Genomic DNA, 16,372 nt, shown 5'->3' with positions numbered 1-16,372 from the left:
TCATGGACAACATCATTCTCGAGATGCGGAGCATCACCAAGACGTTTCCGGGCGTCAAGGCGCTCGACGATGTCAGCTTCAAGGTGCGCGAAGGGGAAATCCACGCGCTGGTCGGCGAGAACGGCGCCGGCAAGTCGACGCTGATGAAGGTGTTGAGCGGCGTCTATCCGGCCGGAACCTACGAGGGCGAGATCCACTACGACGGCGAGTTGCGCCGCTTCTCGACGATTTCCGACAGCGAGCGCCTCGGGATCATCATCATCCACCAGGAGTTGGCACTCGTGCCGCTGCTGTCGATCGCGGAGAACATCTTCCTCGGCAACGAGATCGCCACGAACGGCGTGATCCAGTGGCCGCAGACCTTCGCCCGCACCCGCGAGCTTCTTAAGAAGGTCGGCCTGACCGAATCCCCCGCAACGCTGATCACCGACATCGGCGTCGGCAAGCAGCAGCTCGTCGAAATCGCCAAGGCCCTGTCGAAGAAGGTGCGGCTGCTGATCCTCGACGAGCCGACCGCCTCGCTCAACGAGACCGATTCGGACGCGTTGCTGAGGCTTCTGATGGAATTCCGCAAGCAGGGCATGACCTCGATCATCATCTCGCACAAGCTGAACGAGATCAGGAAGGTCGCGGACAAGATCACCATCCTGCGCGACGGCGGCACGGTCGAGACGCTCGATTGTCACGAGGAGGACATCAGCGAGGACCGGATCATCAAGGGCATGGTCGGCCGCGACATGGAGGACCGCTATCCGCCCCGCGAGCCGAAGATCGGCGAGACGTTGCTGGAGGTGAAGAACTGGAACGTCTTCCACCAGCAGCATCGCGACCGGCAGTTCCTCTACGACGTCAATCTCAACGTCCGCGCCGGCGAGGTCGTCGGCATCGCCGGACTGATGGGAGCAGGCCGCACCGAAACGGCGATGAGCATTTTCGGGAAATCCTGGGGCCACAGGATCAGCGGCGAAGTCAGGATGCGCGGCAAGCCTGTCGACGTCAGCACGATCCCCAAAGCAATCGATGCGGGCCTGGCCTACGTCACCGAGGACCGCAAGCAGCTCGGTCTGGTGCTCATCAACACCATCAAGGAGAACACCACGCTTTCAAACCTCGAGGGGGTCTCGAACAGCGGCATCATCGACGACCACAAGGAAGCGAAGGTCGCCACCGGCTATCGGTCGAAGCTGCGCATCCGCTCGCACTCGATCTACCAGGAAGCGGTCAATCTGTCCGGCGGCAACCAGCAGAAGGTCGTGCTGTCGAAGTGGCTGTTCACCAATCCCGAGGTGCTGATCCTGGACGAGCCGACGCGCGGCATCGACGTCGGCGCCAAGTTCGAGATCTATACCATCATCAACCAGCTTGCAGCCGAGGGCAAAGGCATCCTGATGATCTCGTCGGAGATGCCGGAGCTGCTCGGAACCTGCGACCGCATCTATGTCATGAATGAAGGGCGCATCGTCGCGGAGCTTTCCAGGGAGGAAGCAAGCCAGGAATCGATCATGCGCGCCATCATGCGCTCCGGGGGGAAACACTAATGGTCGCCGATACCAGCGCTCAAACCATCAAACCGTCGATCGGGGACTACCTTCGGAAGAACATCCGCGAATACGGGCTTCTCGTGGCGCTCGTCGTCATCATGGTGTTCTTCCAGATCGTCACCAATGGGGTGCTGTTCCGCCCCGTCAACCTCACCAACCTGGTGCTGCAGAACTCCTTCATCGTCATCATGGCGCTGGGGATGCTGCTGATCATCGTCGCCGGCCACATCGACCTGTCGGTGGGTTCGATCGTCGCGTTCATCGGCGCGATATCGGCGATCATGCTGGTGAAATGGGGGATTCCCGCCATCCTCGTCATCCCCGCCTGTCTCATCGTCGGGGGGATCATGGGCGCGGCCCAGGGCTACTGGATCGCCTACCAGAAGATCCCGGCCTTCATCGTCACGCTGGCCGGCATGCTGGTCTTCCGCGGCATGACCTATGTGGTGCTCGGCGGCCGGCCGATCGGGCCGTTCCCGAAGGAATTCCAGCTGCTTTCGACCGGCTTCGTTCCGGATTTCCTCTCCTTCCTCAATCCGGCGCCCGATACGATCAAGAACATGGTCGCCCTCGTCGCCGTGCTGGGGCTGGTGGCTTTTGCGATCCATGCCGGGCTGCGCAACCGCCGGATCAACGAGGAGCACGGCACCGAGAACGAGCCCTACGTGTTCTTCGTCATCCAGATGGCGATCATCGGCATCGTCGCGCTCTTCATCGGCTACCAGCTCGCCACCTATCGCGGCCTGCCGAACGTGCTGATCGTCATGGGCGTGCTGATCGCCGCCTATTCGTTCCTCACGACCCGCTCGACCATCGGCCGGCGGATCTACGCGATGGGCGGCAACGAGAAGGCGGCGAAGCTGTCGGGCATCAACACCGAGCGGCTGACCTTCTACTGCTTTGCCAACATGGGCGTGCTTGCAGCACTCGCCGGCATGATCATCGCCGCCCGCCTCAATTCGGCGACCCCGAAGGCGGGCGTCGGCTTCGAACTCGACGTGATCGCCGCCTGCTTCATCGGCGGGGCTTCGGCGTCTGGCGGCGTCGGCAAGATCACCGGCGCTGTGATCGGCGCCTTCATCATGGGCGTGATGAACAACGGCATGTCGATCATGGGCATCGGCATCGACTACCAGCAGCTGATCAAGGGCCTGGTGCTGCTCGCCGCCGTATTCTTCGACGTCTACAACAAGAACAAGGGCTGACATCTCGGAGCCCTTGGTCGAGGCAGCAACCATGCTGGCGCGGTGACAACCACGACCGGGGCGGCGTTGCAGCAAGAGCGCAGCCGCCGTAGTGCAAGGAAATGGACAATGCTGGTATCACAGTTGAAGAACGCCGACGGCTCGATCACCGTGGTCGTGCGCGAGGAAGGGCAGGGCGGTCGCGCCGTCGAGGGGGCTGCAAGCCTGCATGCACTGGCGATGGAAGCCGCCGACAGCGGCCGCAGCCTGAAGGCGGTGATCGAGGCGCATGGCCTGGGCGAGGCGGTCAACCTCGAGACGGCCTATGCCGAGGGACGTCTGCTCTCGCCGATCACCCATCCCGATTCGGCCCACATGCACCTGACGGGCACCGGCCTGACCCATCTCGGCTCCGCCGCCACCCGCGACGCCATGCACAAGAAGGCGGGCGAGGCGGCCGAGGAGACCCTGACCGACTCGATGAAGATGTTCCGCATGGGGCTGGAGGGCGGCAAGCCCAAGGCCGGCGAAACGGGCGTGCAGCCCGAGTGGTTCTACAAGGGCAACGGCACGCAGGCGGTCGCACCCGGCGCAGCGCTGACCTCCCCGTCCTTCGCCGCCGACGGTGGCGAGGAGCCGGAGATCGCCGGCATCTACGTCATCTCGTCGAAGGGCGTGCCGTTCCGCCTCGGCTTTGCCGTCGCCAACGAGTTCTCCGACCATGTCACCGAGCGGGTGAACTACCTCTGGCTCGCCCACTCCAAACTGCGGCAGGCGAGCTTCGGCCCGGAGATCCGCATCGGTGCAGCGCCCGACGACATCCGCGGCTTCTCGCGCATTCTGCGCGACGGCCAGGTGCTGTGGGAAAAGCCGTTCGTGTCCGGCGAGGCAAACATGTCCCACAGCCTGGCCAACCTGGAATACCATCACTTCAAGTACGCTCTCTTCCGCCAGCCGGGCGAGGTGCATGTGCACATGTTCGGAACGGCGACGCTGTCCTTCGGTGACGGCATTCGCACCCAGGCAGGCGACGTGTTCGAGATCGGCGCCGAAGGTTTCGGTCTGCCGCTGCGCAATCCGCTCGCGATTGCTGACGAAGAAACGATCGAGGTCAGGCAGTTGTAATTGGGCGTTTCCCGCATCCGCGGTCGCCGGCAAGTGGCAGGAGGGCATTGCCCATGACCATCCATCAGACCTTGATCGCCGACCAAATCGATCGGCACGACAACGCCAGGGACGTGCCGAGGCGCTGACGAATTCTGTACCAGGTCAGGACCGCCTGCACGCCGGCCTGACCAAGTGCCCCGGCATTGGCCGGAGCGTCTTTCGCAAGGACCAGACGAGATGAAGAAAAAAGCTGAATGGCCGCGCAAGCTGCGCTCACAGGATTGGTTCGGCGGAACCGGCAAGAACGCTATCATGCATCGCTCCTGGATGAAGAACCAGGGGCTGCCGGCGGATACGTTCGACGGGCGGCCGATCATCGGCATCTGCAACACCTGGTCCGAGCTGACGCCATGCAACGCGCATCTGCGTGATCTTGCCGAACGGGTGAAGCGCGGCGTCTACGAGGCCGGCGGCTTTCCCGTCGAATTTCCGGTCTTCTCCTGCGGCGAGAGCACGTTGCGGCCGACGGCGATGATGTTCCGCAATCTCGCGGCGATGGACGTGGAAGAGGCGATCCGCGGCAACCCGGTCGACGGCGTGGTGCTGCTCGGCGGCTGCGACAAGACCACGCCGAGCCTTCTGATGGGGGCGGCCTCCGTCGACATTCCGGTGATCCTCGTCTCCGGCGGGCCGATGCTGAACGGCAAGTGGCGCGGCAAGGATGTCGGCTCGGGCACCGCCGTCTGGCAGTTCTCGGAAATGGTGAAGTCCGGCGAGATGACGCTGGAAGAATTCATGGATGCCGAGCAGGGCATGGCCCGCTCGGCCGGCAGCTGCATGACGATGGGCACCGCCTCGACCATGGCGTCGATGGCAGAGGCGCTCGGCATGACGCTTCCCGGCAATGCGGCGATCCCCGCCGTCGACGCCCGCCGCCGGGTGATCTCGCAATTGTCCGGCCGGCGCATCGTCGATATGGTCAAGGAGGACCTCAAGCCGTCCGACATCCTGACTAGGCAAGCCTTTGAGAACGCCATCCGCGTCAACGGCGCCGTCGGCGGCTCGACCAATGCCGTTCTGCACCTGCTGGCGCTCGCCGGCCGCGTCGGCGTCGACCTGACGCTCGACGATTGGGACCGGCTCGGCCGCGACGTGCCGACGATCGTCAACCTGCAGCCGTCCGGCAAGTACCTGATGGAAGAGTTCTACTATGCCGGCGGCCTGCCGGTGGTCATCAGGGCGGTCGGCGAGATGGGGCTTTTGCACAAGGATGCCATCACCGTCACCGGCGACACGCTCTGGAACGGCGTCAAGGACGCGGTGAACTATAACGACGACGTGATCGTGCCGCGCGACAAGGCGCTGACCAAGTCCGGTGGCATCGCGGTGCTGCGCGGCAACCTCGCGCCGAAGGGCTGCGTCCTGAAGCCGTCGGCGGCCTCGCCGCACCTGATGCAGCACAAGGGCCGCGCCGTCGTCTTCGAAAGCATCGAGGACTATCACGCCCGCATCAACCGCGACGATCTCGACATCGACGAGACCTGCATCATGGTGCTGAAGTATTGCGGGCCGAAGGGTTATCCGGGCATGGCGGAGGTCGGCAACATGGGCCTGCCGCCGAAGGTTCTGAAGAAGGGCATCACCGACATGATCCGCATTTCCGACGCGCGCATGTCCGGGACGGCCTACGGCACGGTCATCCTGCACACCGCGCCGGAAGCCGCCGATGGCGGCCCGCTGGCCCTGGTTCAGAACGGTGACATGATCGAGGTCGACGTTCCCGCTCGTTCCATCCGTCTTGATGTTTCGGACGAGGAGCTGGAGCGTCGCCGCGCCGCCTGGGTCAACCCGGTGCAGCCGGTGGTCGGCGGCTATGGCGGCCTCTATGTCAAGACCGTCATGCAGGCCGATACTGGCGCCGATCTCGACTTCCTCGTCGGCGCGCGCGGCGACCGCATTCCGATGGACCGCGACAGCCATTGAGCGGACCAACTTGAAAGCGGGCTTGCAATCCCGCTTTCGGTCCATACGCACGGCCCACAGGAGATGAGATCCGGCCCCAGATTCCCATGGCAAGGCGCCCGGTCAAACACCGCCTCTGACGGGCACTCCTATCTTCATGGCAGCCGTGGCAAGCGCCTGGTCCCTGGTGGCGAGGGCGGAACCCCTCCGGGCCGCCAGTTCCAAATACGCAGCATCATAGACCGTCAATTTCTCGGCTCTTGCAAGCGCAAGAATTTCACGCGTCGCTCGCATGACCGTTTGAGGATCGATTTCGATCGGCAACTGACTGATCAATTCCAGGCGCTGCGTAACGGACGCGGCAGTGATTCTGCCTCGCCGTTCGGCCTGGAGGAGGGCGTTGCCGATTTCGAGATGAAAAAGCGAGGGGACCAAGCCACCCGTCGTCGCCACTTCCTCGCCGATACGATCTGTCTCTTCGCTTGCCTCGTCTTCGAAGCACCATGAGAGCGCGATCGACGCGTCAATAACGATGCTCATCGACGGCCTTCATCGCGCAGGTCCTTCCAGGATACGTCGTCTCCCAACGTGGATTTTTGACGGAGTTCTTTCAGTTCCGCAAAGGCTCTGGTAGCCGCGGTGCTTTCCGTACCGGCGACGGCAACCAGCCTCGCCACCGCGTTTCCATGCTTGGTGATCACGATTTCCTCGCCGCGCGCGGCACGGTCCAGCAGGGAGGAAAACTGCGATTTCGCATCGAATGCGCCGATCTTCATGCTACGCTCCCTGTGCAAACAGGCCAGAAATTTAGGGCAGAATTAACGAAACGGCAATGCCCGAGGCCCCGATGAACTAAACTCAAAGCAAGCTTCAGCGCTTTGCCTTTGACGCACGAACGTTGCTTCGGTTACAGCCGGGACAATACGAGACATTCCGAGTTCCCCCATGTCCCTTGACCGTCTGGCTCCGGCCATCTTCGTCCTGCTCTGGTCGACCGGCTGGGTGGCGGCAAAGTTCGGCGGCATCTATTCGGATCCGCTGACCTTCCTCTCGGTGCGCTATGCGGTCGCGGCGGTGCTGTTTGCCTTGTTCTGCCGGATCGCCGGGGTGCGGTGGCCGAAGGACCGGGCAACGATCCTCCATGCGGTCGTCTCCGGCGCCTTCCTGCACGGCTTCTACCTGGCGGCGGTCTGGTGGGCGGTGGGGCAGGGCGTGCCGGCAGCGTTGTCCGGCATCATCGCGGCGCTTCAGCCGCTGATGACGGCGCTGACGGCGCCCTATATGATCGGCGAGCGGCTGTCGCCGATGCAGAAGGTTGGGATCGTGCTGGGCTTTGCCGGCGTGGCGATCGCCATCTTTCCGAAATTTGCCGGGATTGGCGGTACGGATATCCCGACCGTTGCGCTTCTCGTCAACGTCCTTGGAATGACCTCGGTGACCTATGGCACCATCTACCAGAAGCAGCACCTGCATACCGGCGATATCCGCGCGATTGCCACGCTGCAATATCTCGGAGCCCTGGTCGTGACCGTGCCGCTCGCCCTGCTGCTTGAGCCGTTCGAGGTCCGGCTGTCCTGGGAGTTCCTGGCCCTGCTCGGCTGGTCGGTGCTCGGCATCTCGATGGGGGCGGTGCTGGTTCTGCTCTACCTGATCCGCAGAGGCCAGGTCTCGCGCGCGGCCTCCCTCATCTATCTCGTGCCGCCGCTCGCCGCGATCGAGGCGGCGATCGCCTTTGGAGAGGAACTGACGACGCCGATGATCGTCGGCACGGGCATCGTCGTTATCGGCGTCTATCTCGCCAATCGCAAGGAAGCGCATACGGCGCCGGCCGAATAGCGGGCCACCTGTTAGATACAAAAATGGCGGGCCGAGGCCCGCCATTTGGTGTTCACAAGAAAAGAAACGTTACGCGTGCTCGCGCCGCTGGCCGTTCGGTCGGCGCGACTGGCTGCGATTGCCGCCGTTGTTGGCCCCGTTGCGGCCGCCGTGGTTGCGGTTGCGATGATCGCCCTGCTTCTGGGCGGGACGGCCGGGGGCGTGCCGGTTCGGCGCGCCGTCATGGGCGGCGAGTTCGCCGCGCTCCTGGCGCGGCTCCTGCCGCTTCTGCGGGCGGTCGGTGAAGCCACGGTCGACGATCTGGCCATCGGCCCGGGGGGCAGGACGCTCGCCATTGCGCTGCTGGCCGTTGGCGCCGCGGGCGCCCTGGCCCTGCGGCCTGGGCTGGCGCTGCTGACCGCCATTGCGCTGGCCGCCGCCATTGCGCCCCTTGCGCGACTTTCCGCCCGGACCGGGCAGATCGACCGGAGCCTCGCCGCTGGCAACCGCGATTGAAATGCCCATCAGCTTTTCAATGTCGCGCAGCAGGCGGATGTCGTCCGGCGCGCAGAACGCGATGGCAATACCGTCACGGCCGTTGCGGGCGGTGCGACCGATGCGGTGGACATAGGCGTCCGGCACTTCCGGCAGGTCGTAGTTGTAGACGTGGGTGACGCCCGGAATGTCGATGCCGCGGGCGGCGACGTCGGTCGCCACCAGCACGCGGATCTCGCCGTCGCGGAACGCCTTCAGCGCCCGCTCGCGCTGGCCCTGGCTCTTGTTGCCGTGGATGGAGGCGGCCTTGAAGCCGACGTGGTCGAGATGCTTCATCAGCTTCTCGGCGCCGTGCTTGGTGCGCGAGAAGATCAGCGACAGCCCGTCCGGATTGTCGGTCAGGGTCTGCTTGAGGATCTGCGTCTTGTGATCCTTGCCGGGCACAAAGTGGACGTATTGCTCCACCTTGTCGGCGGCCTTGCCGGGCGGCGTCACCTCGACCTTCAAAGGGTTGGTAAGGTATTCGCCGGCAAGTTCTGCGATCAGCTTCGGCATGGTGGCGGAGAACAGCAGCGTCTGGCGGTTCTTCGGCACCAGCTTCGAGATCTTGCGCAGGTCATGGATGAAGCCGAGGTCCAGCATCTGGTCGGCCTCGTCGAGGACGAGATAGCGACCCTGCGTCAGCGTCACCGACTTGCGGGCGACCAGGTCGAGCAGGCGGCCCGGGGTGGCGACGAGAATGTCGGTGCCGCGGCTCAGCATTTCCGACTGCTTGTTGATCGAGGCGCCGCCGACGACGGTGACGACCCGCAGCGGCGTCTTCTTGACGAAATCGCGCAGGTTGTCGGCGATCTGGTTCACCAGCTCGCGCGTCGGCGCGAGGATAAGGGCGCGGATGTTGCGCGGATCGGGGCGGCGGCCCTCGGCGAGCAGGCGCTCGATCATCGGCAGGCCGAAGGCCGCCGTCTTGCCGGTGCCGGTCTGGGCAAGGCCTATCAGGTCGTTGCCGGCGAGTACCAGCGGGATCGCCTTTTCCTGGATGGGGGTGGGCTTGTCGAAGCCGAGCGCAGCAAGCGCGTCAAGGACGTTCTTCGACAGGCCGAGGTCGTGAAAAGTGGTCAAGTCAATATGCCTTTCGGGGCGCCAAACGCGTCAGCCGGACAGGCACCATGCCGATCCGGTTTCGTCTGGCGTCAAGAACCCCGCGTGATCTGGGAACTTGTGGTTGATATATGCGTCTGGCGCAGTCTTCCGCGCGCTGGCGGAACAGTTCACTTGCGCGCATCCTTCTTCCGCGATCCAATCGGGGATATCGCAGGGCTCGCTCACGCGGCGGCCGGAAGGCAACGCAGGTTCCCATGTCGGTTTTTTGGGCAGGAAAGTCAAGCTCTAGTTTTCGCAGGTGCAGCATCTGGCGCTACCGTCCGGGGAGGGGAACCCCGGGCAGGAACCGTGCGTTGCGCCTAGGCATGTCACGCTATCGAGTTGCCACTGGCCGCGGCAACGAGTGCTGCAGCCGGAAACTGCCAAGGAGTGAAAGACGATGACGAAAACCTGGATCCTCGCCGCCGACGGCAACCAGGCTCGCCTGTTGAAGGGCGTCAATTTCCTCAAGGATGGGCAGAGGAGCCCGGAGCAGGAGATATTCCGCAGCGAGCCGAAGAAGGCGCAGGAGATCATGAGCGACCGGCCGGGGCGCAGCTATTCCTCGCATGGGCCTGGACGCTCGGCGATGGAATACACCAGCGATCCGGTGCGCGACGAGCAGCAGCGCTTCACCGCCGAGGTCGCCGAGAAGCTCGAGTGCTATGCCGGCGCCGACGCGTTCGACCGGCTGATCGTCTGTGCCGCTCCGCAGACGCTTGGGCACCTCCGCGCCATGCTGGGTGCCAAGTCGCGCGAGAAGACGACGGCGGAGATCGACAAGGACTTCACCAATCTTCCCACCGAAAAGCTCGTCGCCTCGGTGCGGTCGATCATGTTCGAGTGATCGTGTGCGGATAGGGATTACCGGCCGCCCCTGGGTGGCGAGCCCGTACGTCATACTCCCTTTGCCTCGGTTGTTCTGCCGGAGAGGCGTTTGCTATTGTTGCTGAATCCGCAGGGAGGTGCCGCCATGCACGTGATGCAAGGTCTGGTCATTTCAATGGTCTGCCTCTGTCCAGCAGCGCTGGCCGCGGCTGAAACGCCCGTCGAGCGCGGAAAATACCTGGTACAGTTCGGCGGCTGCAACGACTGCCATTCGCCGGGCTATTTCTTCGGCAAGACGACGCCCGAGAGCTATCTATCCGGCTCCGATGTCGGCTTCCAGCTGCCGAGCGGCACCTTTGTCCCGCCCAACCTGACGCCGGATGACGAAACCGGGCTCGGCAAGTGGACGGAAGAGGAGATCGTCAACGCCCTGCAGACGGGGGTGCGGCCGGATGGGCGGGTGCTGGCCGAAATCATGCCCTGGCGTGCCTTTGCCAAGTTGACCACCGCCGACGTCAAGGCGATCGCAGGGTTCCTTAAGTCGATGGAGCCGGTCTCCCACGAGGTGCCGGAACCGCTTGGGCCGGGCGAGAAGCCACCATTCCCGGTGCTGACGATCGTGCTTCCCGAAGGCATGGCCGCCCCAGGCAAATGAAGCGGGGCCAGCCGGGCAAGGCACTTCGCGGAACTATCAGGTCAGCGCCAGTGCGTTATGACATTGGCTCAACACATGTCTTCGCCGAGAACGGTCTTAGCTCCAGGAAGGCGTCGGTTCAGAGCTCCGTCGGCGCCCCGCCTTCCGCCTTGCGTCGGGCGACGAAGGCGTCGAGTTCTTCGCTGATCGCCGGATCCAGCGGCGGCTGCACATAGGCCTCGAGCTTTGCCTTGTAGATCCGGTTGGCATGGTCGTAGGTGGTCGGCCGACCGGCCTCCGCCCAGCTGTCGTAGCTCCGCCAGTCCGACAAAATGGGCGAGTAAAATGCGCTGGCGCTGCGGGCCAGCGTGTGCGGCGTGACGAAGTAGTGCCCCCCCGGGCCGACCTCGCGCATCGCATCGAGCCCGAGCGCATCGGGGCTTACATCCAGCGGCGTGAGGAACTCGGCCACCATCTGCAGCATGTCCACGTCGAGAATGAACTTTTCGAACGATGCGGTAAGCCCGCCCTCGCTCCAGCCTGCCGCGTGCATGACAAAGTTGCTGCCGCCTTGCGTCAAGGCCCAAAGCGAAAAGGCCGATTCGTAGGCGGCCTGGGCGTCGAGCGAGTTGGCGGCGTTGGTGTTGGAGCTGCGGTATGGAATGCCGTACTTGCGGGCGAGCTGGCCGCCGGCGATCACGGTCTTCATGTATTCCGGCGTGCCGAAGGCGGGGGTGCCGGTTCGAATATCCACGTTCGACGTGAAGCCGCCATACATGACGGGGGCGCCCTTGCGCACCATCTGGGTGAAGGCGATGCCGCACAGCGCCTCGGCATTCTGCTGGACCAGCGCGCCGGCGAGCGTCACCGGGGCCGTGGCCCCCGCCAGGGTATAGGGAGTGACCACGACCACCTGGTTGCGCGAGGACATCTCGATGATGCCCTGCAGCATCGGCCCGTCGAGGCGGAGCGGCGAGGAGGTGTTGCAGATGGTGAACAGCGACGGCTCCCGTTCCATCTGCTCCACGGTGACGCCGCGGCCGATGCGGGCGATCTCGAGACCATCGACGATGTGGCGACCGCTGAGCGAGGGGACTTGAAACACCTTGTCGGTCAGCTTCACGAGGTCGGAGAGGCAGTCGAGATGCCGCACCGAGGCGTGCAGGTCCACCGGCTCGACCGGGTAGCCACCCGTGGTATGGATGACGTCATAGGACTGCGCCAGCTTCAGGAGCTTACGGAAGTCCTCCTGGTTGCCGGCGCGCCGGCCGCCGTCGCGATCGGCGACGAAGGGAGCGGATGCGATTTGCGCGAAGACGACGTTGTCGGCCCCGATCGCCACGTTGCGCAAGGGATTGCGCGCGTGCATCGTGAATTGCGACGGGACGGAGGCCAGCATCTCGGCGATCAGTCCGCGATCAAAGCGTACCCGGTCGGTGCCGGGCGTTACGTCGGCCCCGGCCGCCTTCATCCGTTCGCGGGCCTCCGGCAGGATCACGTCGATGCCGATCTCCTCGAGTACCGTCAGCGACGCCCGGTGGATAGCTTCGAGGCCATCCTCGGACAGGATGGCGGACTTCGGCGCGGGATTGGTGAGGTTCAGATACTTCGGCGTCGCGGCCGACTGGCGCAGGCGCTCTGCGTTGCGGCCGGCGCGCCGGCGGCGCTCCGTCGGAGCCTCTGAGGCCCGTGCCAGGTGCGGACCGATATTTACGACGTCACCCATGGTGTGTCCCGGTTTGCGGATTCGCAATCGCATCGTGCCACGGGCCAAGTGCGAATGAGCGGTCAATTGCGACAGCAAACCGCGCCGACAAACAAGCGCGGCGACAATTAAAGCGTGTATCGGTGCGGCTCCGCGCACGCCTCGGCAATGCTTTCTTAACCATCTGTTCAAAACCTGCATGCTAGCGATTGCAGCGAAAGGATCCCGCTTCGACGGGAAGACGGGCATGGCCGAGAGTCGAGACGATTTGCTGTATGCCGCTTGCGAGCGGGTCCGATCGCAGGGATTGCCGGCCTATGTCAAGGGCAGCGGCATGCGATATCTCGCGGTCAATGCCGCCTATTGCGCGCTCTTCGGCCGGAGCGAGCAGGACTTCATCGGCCATGGCAGCGAGCAAATCGGCGAGCTCGAAGGCCACGAGGATCGCCACGAGCACGAGCGCCGCTGCCTGGTGTTCGGCAGCGACGAGACAGCGCTCTACCATCACGTGCAAAGCCGTTCCAGCTTCGTCATCACCATGCGTCGCGAGCACGTCTCCGCCGACCTTTCGATCGTCGTCGGCACCTTCGCGCCGGCGGAAGAGGCGCCGGCGGAACGCGTCCCCGTCCAGGCCGCTGTTGCACCTCCGGGCGATCTGGATACGGACGGGGGCGGCACGGCAGAACTAGCGCTGGCTTCGAACGTCGCCGACGGTGCTTCCAAGTCGGCGGCAGACGCAGCGGCCGAGCAGCTGCTCGACGCGATCGGCACCGGTGTTGCCGTCTTCGATCGGGCCGGGCTGTTGATGCATGCCAACCGCGTCATGCGCGAATTCTACCGGGCGCTCGTCGGCGATGCCGCTGACGGCGATCTCGACATACGCATGGTTGTCGAAGCTGTGCACGATGCCGAGGCGCCGGATGACGACGCTGCCGGGCGCGATGCCTGGGTCGCGGAACGGCTCGCCGAATACGAGTTGCCGCTGTTCGAGCGACTCAGTCGCACACTCGCAGGCGGCTGGATGAGGATGGTGACACAGCGACGGCCGGACGGTTCGCTCGTCGTGCTGTGCTCCGACGCTAGCACACTGAAGGAAAACGAGAGCCGGGTGCGCCAGCAGGGCCAGGAGATCGGCCTCTATCGTGCGCTGCTCGACGAATTGCCGGTCGCCACCTACGTGCGCGACGCGAACCAGCGGCTCGTCTTCGCCAACCGCGCCTTCCTGGACCTGGCCGGCACCACGGCAGCCGAAATCGTCGGCAAGACCCCGCAGGAGATGTTCCCCAAACAGGGCGCCCTGTTCCATGCGAAAAACCAGCGCGTGCTCGATGCCGGCGAACTTGTCGAGGCGGAAATCGATTACCTGCGGCCGGACGGAACCACCGTGCCGACCATCTCGCGGAGCTATCGCGTCACCTCGGCGGACAATCGCAACTACCTGATCGGTTCGATCACCGACACGACGCTTCTCAAGCGCCGCGAGAGCCAGCTGATCGAGGCGCGCCGCCAGGCCGAGGCGATCCGGTCGGATCTCGAGAGCATCGTTGCGTCGCTGCCGGTCGGCATCGTCGTGGTCGACGGCAATGCCACGATCGAACTGGTCAACGCGGCGTTCGAGAGCCTCTGGGACGGTGCGTTGCCGAACCTGCGAGGCCAGCAACTGACTGCATTGCTGGCCTTCAAGCGTGCCCGCGGCGAAGCGGCCCGCCCGCAGGCGGCTGCCTCCGACGCCGATGACGAGAGCTGGCTTCACCAGGTTCGGGAGGGTCGCCTTCCCACCCGGGAGCTGAGCTTTGCCAGTGGGCGGACGCTGATCGAATCCGGCCAGGCCATTTCCGGCGGGCGCTGCCTTCTGACGTACATCGACATCACCGAGCGTCGCGAGCACGAGCGCGAAGTGCTGGAGACGCGCAGCGTCCTGGAGGAGGTCGGCAGCCTCGTCAAGGACGCCATGGCGGCGATGAGCCAGGGGCTCCTGATCATCGACCAGGACCGCATCGAACTTGCCAACGAGCGCCTGCTCTGGATGCTCGACGTGCCATGCGAGTTGCTGCGGCCGGGCGCTCCGGTCGAAGACCTGACAGACCACTGTACCCGGCGGGGCGTGTTCGGGCTGGTCGGGGAGCAACGGGTGGAGGTGCGCGATTTCCTGAACCTTCTCGTGCGCGACAAGCAGGCTTCGATCGTCTTTCGCACCAGCAATGCGTGGCTGCAGCTGGAAGCGCGGCCGACGGATCACGGGCGGACCGTTCTGGTGTTTTCCGACATCAGCGAGCTGAAGGCTCGCGAGGACGAGTTGCGCAGCCTGGTGGAGCGCGCCGAGACGGCCGACCGGGCGAAATCGGAATTCCTGGCCAATATGAGTCACGAGATCCGCACGCCGATGAACGGCGTTCTGGGCATGGCCGAACTGTTGGCGAAATCGAACCTCGACACCCGCCAGAAGACCTTCATCGACATCATCGTGAAGTCCGGCAATGCGTTGCTGACCCTCATCAACGACATCCTCGACTTCTCCAAGATCGACGCCGGCCAGATGACGCTGCGCCGTGCCCCCTTCAATCTCCTCGATGCGGTGGAGGACGTGGCCACGCTGCTGGCGTCTAAGGCGGCGGAAAAGGACATCGAATTGATCGTGCGTGCTGCTGCCGACGTCCCGGCGGTCGTGCTCGGCGATGCGGGACGCTTCCGGCAGATCGTCACCAATCTCGTCGGCAACGCCGTGAAGTTCACCGACAGCGGCTACGTCCGGATCGACATGAGCGCGGATAACGTCCAGGACGCAAGGTTCGACCTGACCCTGCGGGTCGAGGATACCGGCGTCGGCATCCCGCAGGACAAGCTCGCGTCCGTGTTCGAGAAGTTCTCGCAGGTCGATTCCTCGTCGACGCGCCGGCACGAGGGCACCGGACTGGGGCTTGCGATCACCGACGGGCTTGCGAAGCTGTTCGGCGGTGTCCTCACGGTCGAAAGCATGGCCGGGCAGGGCTCCATCTTCACCGTTACGCTGCCGTTGGAAATAGAGCAGGCGAGCCGGTCGCAGACGGCCGTTCCGGTCAATATCCGCGGCGCACGAGTGCTCGTCGTCGATCGCAACGAGCAGACGCGGTCGGTCGCGCGCGAGTTGCTGACGGAATGGGGCTTCGACGCCACGGCGGTGTCGAACGCCGAGGAGGCGATGGCGCTGCTAACCGCCGCCACCGCCATCGACATCACCGTCGAGGCGGCGATCGTCGACAGAAACATGCGTGACGATGGCGGGCGCAATCTGATCGAGGTGATCCGCGAGCAATTTCCGGGCACCGCCCGGATCGCAGTGTCCGCGCTCGGAGCGCCGGCGCAGGACAACGGCCTCGAATCGCTCGACATCGACGCACATCTGACGAAGCCGATCCGCGCCGGGCTGCTGCGGGACGCGGTCTGCCAGGTGATCCAGACCGCACGTCAAGGCGGAGTGGCCGGCAAACGGCCTTTCAAACGGAAGCAGCCTGAGGCGGCGGCCGCATCGATGCAGGCCGTCGACGTGCTTGTGGCGGAGGACAACGAGGTCAACCAGATCCTCTTCCGGCAGTTGCTCGGAGGGGGCGGCTACAGTTTCGAGCTGGTGGCCAATGGCGAGCAGGCGGTCGAATTCTTCCGGACGCGCAAGCCGCGGATGATTTTGATGGACGTTTCGATGCCGGTGATGAACGGCCACGAGGCGGCCCGGGCCATCCGCAGCCTCGAGGAGGGGACGGGGGAGCGCGTGCCGATCGTCGCGGTCACGGCGCATGTGCTCGATGGCGATCGCGAGGCCTGTCGGGCCTCCGACATGGACGACTACCTGGCCAAGCCGATCAGCATCGACCGGCTTGAGGAAACGGTGCAGCGCTGGCTGAACCTGGCCGGTAACGGCGCGGAGCGTTCGACGCTCCACTGACAGCCCCCAGGCACGCGCGTGCCCGGAGCCTGCTGCGTG

General features: G+C 64.6%; 12 protein-coding genes. 8 read left to right on the top strand and 4 right to left on the bottom strand.

Annotated features, from left to right (window positions below; all coding sequences use genetic code 11):
* Nucleotides 1–2: 2 nt before the first annotated feature.
* The 4 genes from mmsA to araD all read left to right on the top strand — a co-directional run bounded on the left by mmsA (nucleotide 3) and on the right by araD (nucleotide 5,815).
* Nucleotides 3–1,538, top strand: a complete 1,536-nt coding sequence (mmsA, locus tag C7449_RS17135; protein WP_108004119.1) for a multiple monosaccharide ABC transporter ATP-binding protein — start codon at nucleotides 3–5, stop codon at nucleotides 1,536–1,538.
* Nucleotides 1,538–2,746 (top strand): multiple monosaccharide ABC transporter permease, encoded by a 1,209-nt coding sequence (mmsB, locus tag C7449_RS17130; protein WP_108004118.1) that lies wholly within the window; start codon nucleotides 1,538–1,540, stop codon nucleotides 2,744–2,746. Before mmsA ends, mmsB begins: the two co-directional genes overlap by 1 nt.
* Nucleotides 2,747–2,854: 108 nt before the next feature.
* A complete protein-coding gene (gene araD1, locus C7449_RS17125; RefSeq protein ID WP_108004117.1) occupies nucleotides 2,855–3,850 on the top strand; it encodes an AraD1 family protein in 996 nt (331 codons plus the stop codon).
* Between the two features lie 219 nt (nucleotides 3,851–4,069).
* A complete protein-coding gene (araD, locus tag C7449_RS17120; RefSeq protein WP_108004116.1) occupies nucleotides 4,070–5,815 on the top strand; it encodes an L-arabinonate dehydratase in 1,746 nt (581 codons plus the stop codon).
* Between the two features lie 102 nt (nucleotides 5,816–5,917).
* Here the strand turns inward: araD and C7449_RS17115 are convergent, their stop codons facing one another.
* Both C7449_RS17115 and C7449_RS17110 read right to left on the bottom strand, forming a co-directional pair.
* Entirely contained in the window at nucleotides 5,918–6,334 is a 417-nt protein-coding gene (locus tag C7449_RS17115; RefSeq protein ID WP_108004115.1) for a type II toxin-antitoxin system VapC family toxin, read from the bottom strand.
* Nucleotides 6,331–6,570, bottom strand: coding sequence for a type II toxin-antitoxin system Phd/YefM family antitoxin (locus tag C7449_RS17110; protein ID WP_108004114.1), 240 nt, complete (start codon nucleotides 6,568–6,570; stop codon nucleotides 6,331–6,333). The genes C7449_RS17115 and C7449_RS17110 overlap by 4 nt, the downstream gene beginning before the upstream one ends.
* Before the next feature lie 169 nt (nucleotides 6,571–6,739).
* Between C7449_RS17110 and C7449_RS17105 the strand changes: the two genes are divergently transcribed.
* Nucleotides 6,740–7,630 carry a DMT family transporter gene (locus C7449_RS17105; RefSeq protein ID WP_108004113.1) on the top strand — a complete coding sequence of 297 codons (891 nt, stop codon included), beginning with the start codon at nucleotides 6,740–6,742 and terminating at the stop codon, nucleotides 7,628–7,630.
* A gap of 69 nt (nucleotides 7,631–7,699) precedes the next feature.
* On the opposite strand, the gene C7449_RS17100 is transcribed toward C7449_RS17105, so the two are convergent.
* Nucleotides 7,700–9,226 (bottom strand): DEAD/DEAH box helicase, encoded by a 1,527-nt coding sequence (locus C7449_RS17100; RefSeq protein ID WP_108004112.1) that lies wholly within the window; start codon nucleotides 9,224–9,226, stop codon nucleotides 7,700–7,702.
* 421 nt (nucleotides 9,227–9,647) lie between these two features.
* On the opposite strand from C7449_RS17100, the gene C7449_RS17095 reads away from it, so the two are divergent.
* Nucleotides 9,648–10,094 (top strand): host attachment protein, encoded by a 447-nt coding sequence (locus C7449_RS17095; RefSeq protein ID WP_108004111.1) that lies wholly within the window; start codon nucleotides 9,648–9,650, stop codon nucleotides 10,092–10,094.
* 126 nt (nucleotides 10,095–10,220) lie between these two features.
* Nucleotides 10,221–10,730, top strand: a complete 510-nt coding sequence (locus tag C7449_RS17090) for a c-type cytochrome (RefSeq protein WP_108004110.1) — start codon at nucleotides 10,221–10,223, stop codon at nucleotides 10,728–10,730.
* 118 nt (nucleotides 10,731–10,848) lie between these two features.
* Here C7449_RS17090 and C7449_RS17085 read toward each other — a convergent pair whose 3' ends face one another.
* Nucleotides 10,849–12,435 carry a trimethylamine methyltransferase family protein gene (locus C7449_RS17085; protein ID WP_108004109.1) on the bottom strand — a complete coding sequence of 529 codons (1,587 nt, stop codon included), beginning with the start codon at nucleotides 12,433–12,435 and terminating at the stop codon, nucleotides 10,849–10,851.
* A 226-nt stretch (nucleotides 12,436–12,661) separates the two neighbouring features.
* Here C7449_RS17085 and C7449_RS17080 point away from each other — a divergent pair, with 226 nt between their 5' ends.
* Nucleotides 12,662–16,333 (top strand): PAS domain-containing hybrid sensor histidine kinase/response regulator, encoded by a 3,672-nt coding sequence (locus C7449_RS17080; protein WP_170115920.1) that lies wholly within the window; start codon nucleotides 12,662–12,664, stop codon nucleotides 16,331–16,333.
* Nucleotides 16,334–16,372: the final 39 nt, after the last annotated feature.

It is taken from the genome of Mycoplana dimorpha, assembly GCF_003046475.1.
Taxonomy (GTDB): Bacteria; Pseudomonadota; Alphaproteobacteria; order Rhizobiales; family Rhizobiaceae; genus Mycoplana; species Mycoplana dimorpha.
Note: the sequence above shows the minus strand (reverse complement) of the source record. Positions and strands in the feature narration are given on the sequence as shown.

Coding starts and splice junctions, on each gene's coding strand:
- mmsB (WP_108004118.1), top strand. CDS start 1,538: ATGGTCGCCGATACCAGCGCTCAAACCATCAAACCGTCGATCGGGGAC.
- C7449_RS17110 (WP_108004114.1), bottom strand. CDS start 6,570: ATGAAGATCGGCGCATTCGATGCGAAATCGCAGTTTTCCTCCCTGCTG.
- C7449_RS17090 (WP_108004110.1), top strand. CDS start 10,221: ATGCACGTGATGCAAGGTCTGGTCATTTCAATGGTCTGCCTCTGTCCA.
- C7449_RS17115 (WP_108004115.1), bottom strand. CDS start 6,334: ATGAGCATCGTTATTGACGCGTCGATCGCGCTCTCATGGTGCTTCGAA.
- C7449_RS17080 (WP_170115920.1), top strand. CDS start 12,662: ATGGCCGAGAGTCGAGACGATTTGCTGTATGCCGCTTGCGAGCGGGTC.
- C7449_RS17095 (WP_108004111.1), top strand. CDS start 9,648: ATGACGAAAACCTGGATCCTCGCCGCCGACGGCAACCAGGCTCGCCTG.
- C7449_RS17105 (WP_108004113.1), top strand. CDS start 6,740: ATGTCCCTTGACCGTCTGGCTCCGGCCATCTTCGTCCTGCTCTGGTCG.
- araD (WP_108004116.1), top strand. CDS start 4,070: ATGAAGAAAAAAGCTGAATGGCCGCGCAAGCTGCGCTCACAGGATTGG.
- C7449_RS17085 (WP_108004109.1), bottom strand. CDS start 12,435: ATGGGTGACGTCGTAAATATCGGTCCGCACCTGGCACGGGCCTCAGAG.
- mmsA (WP_108004119.1), top strand. CDS start 3: ATGGACAACATCATTCTCGAGATGCGGAGCATCACCAAGACGTTTCCG.
- araD1 (WP_108004117.1), top strand. CDS start 2,855: ATGCTGGTATCACAGTTGAAGAACGCCGACGGCTCGATCACCGTGGTC.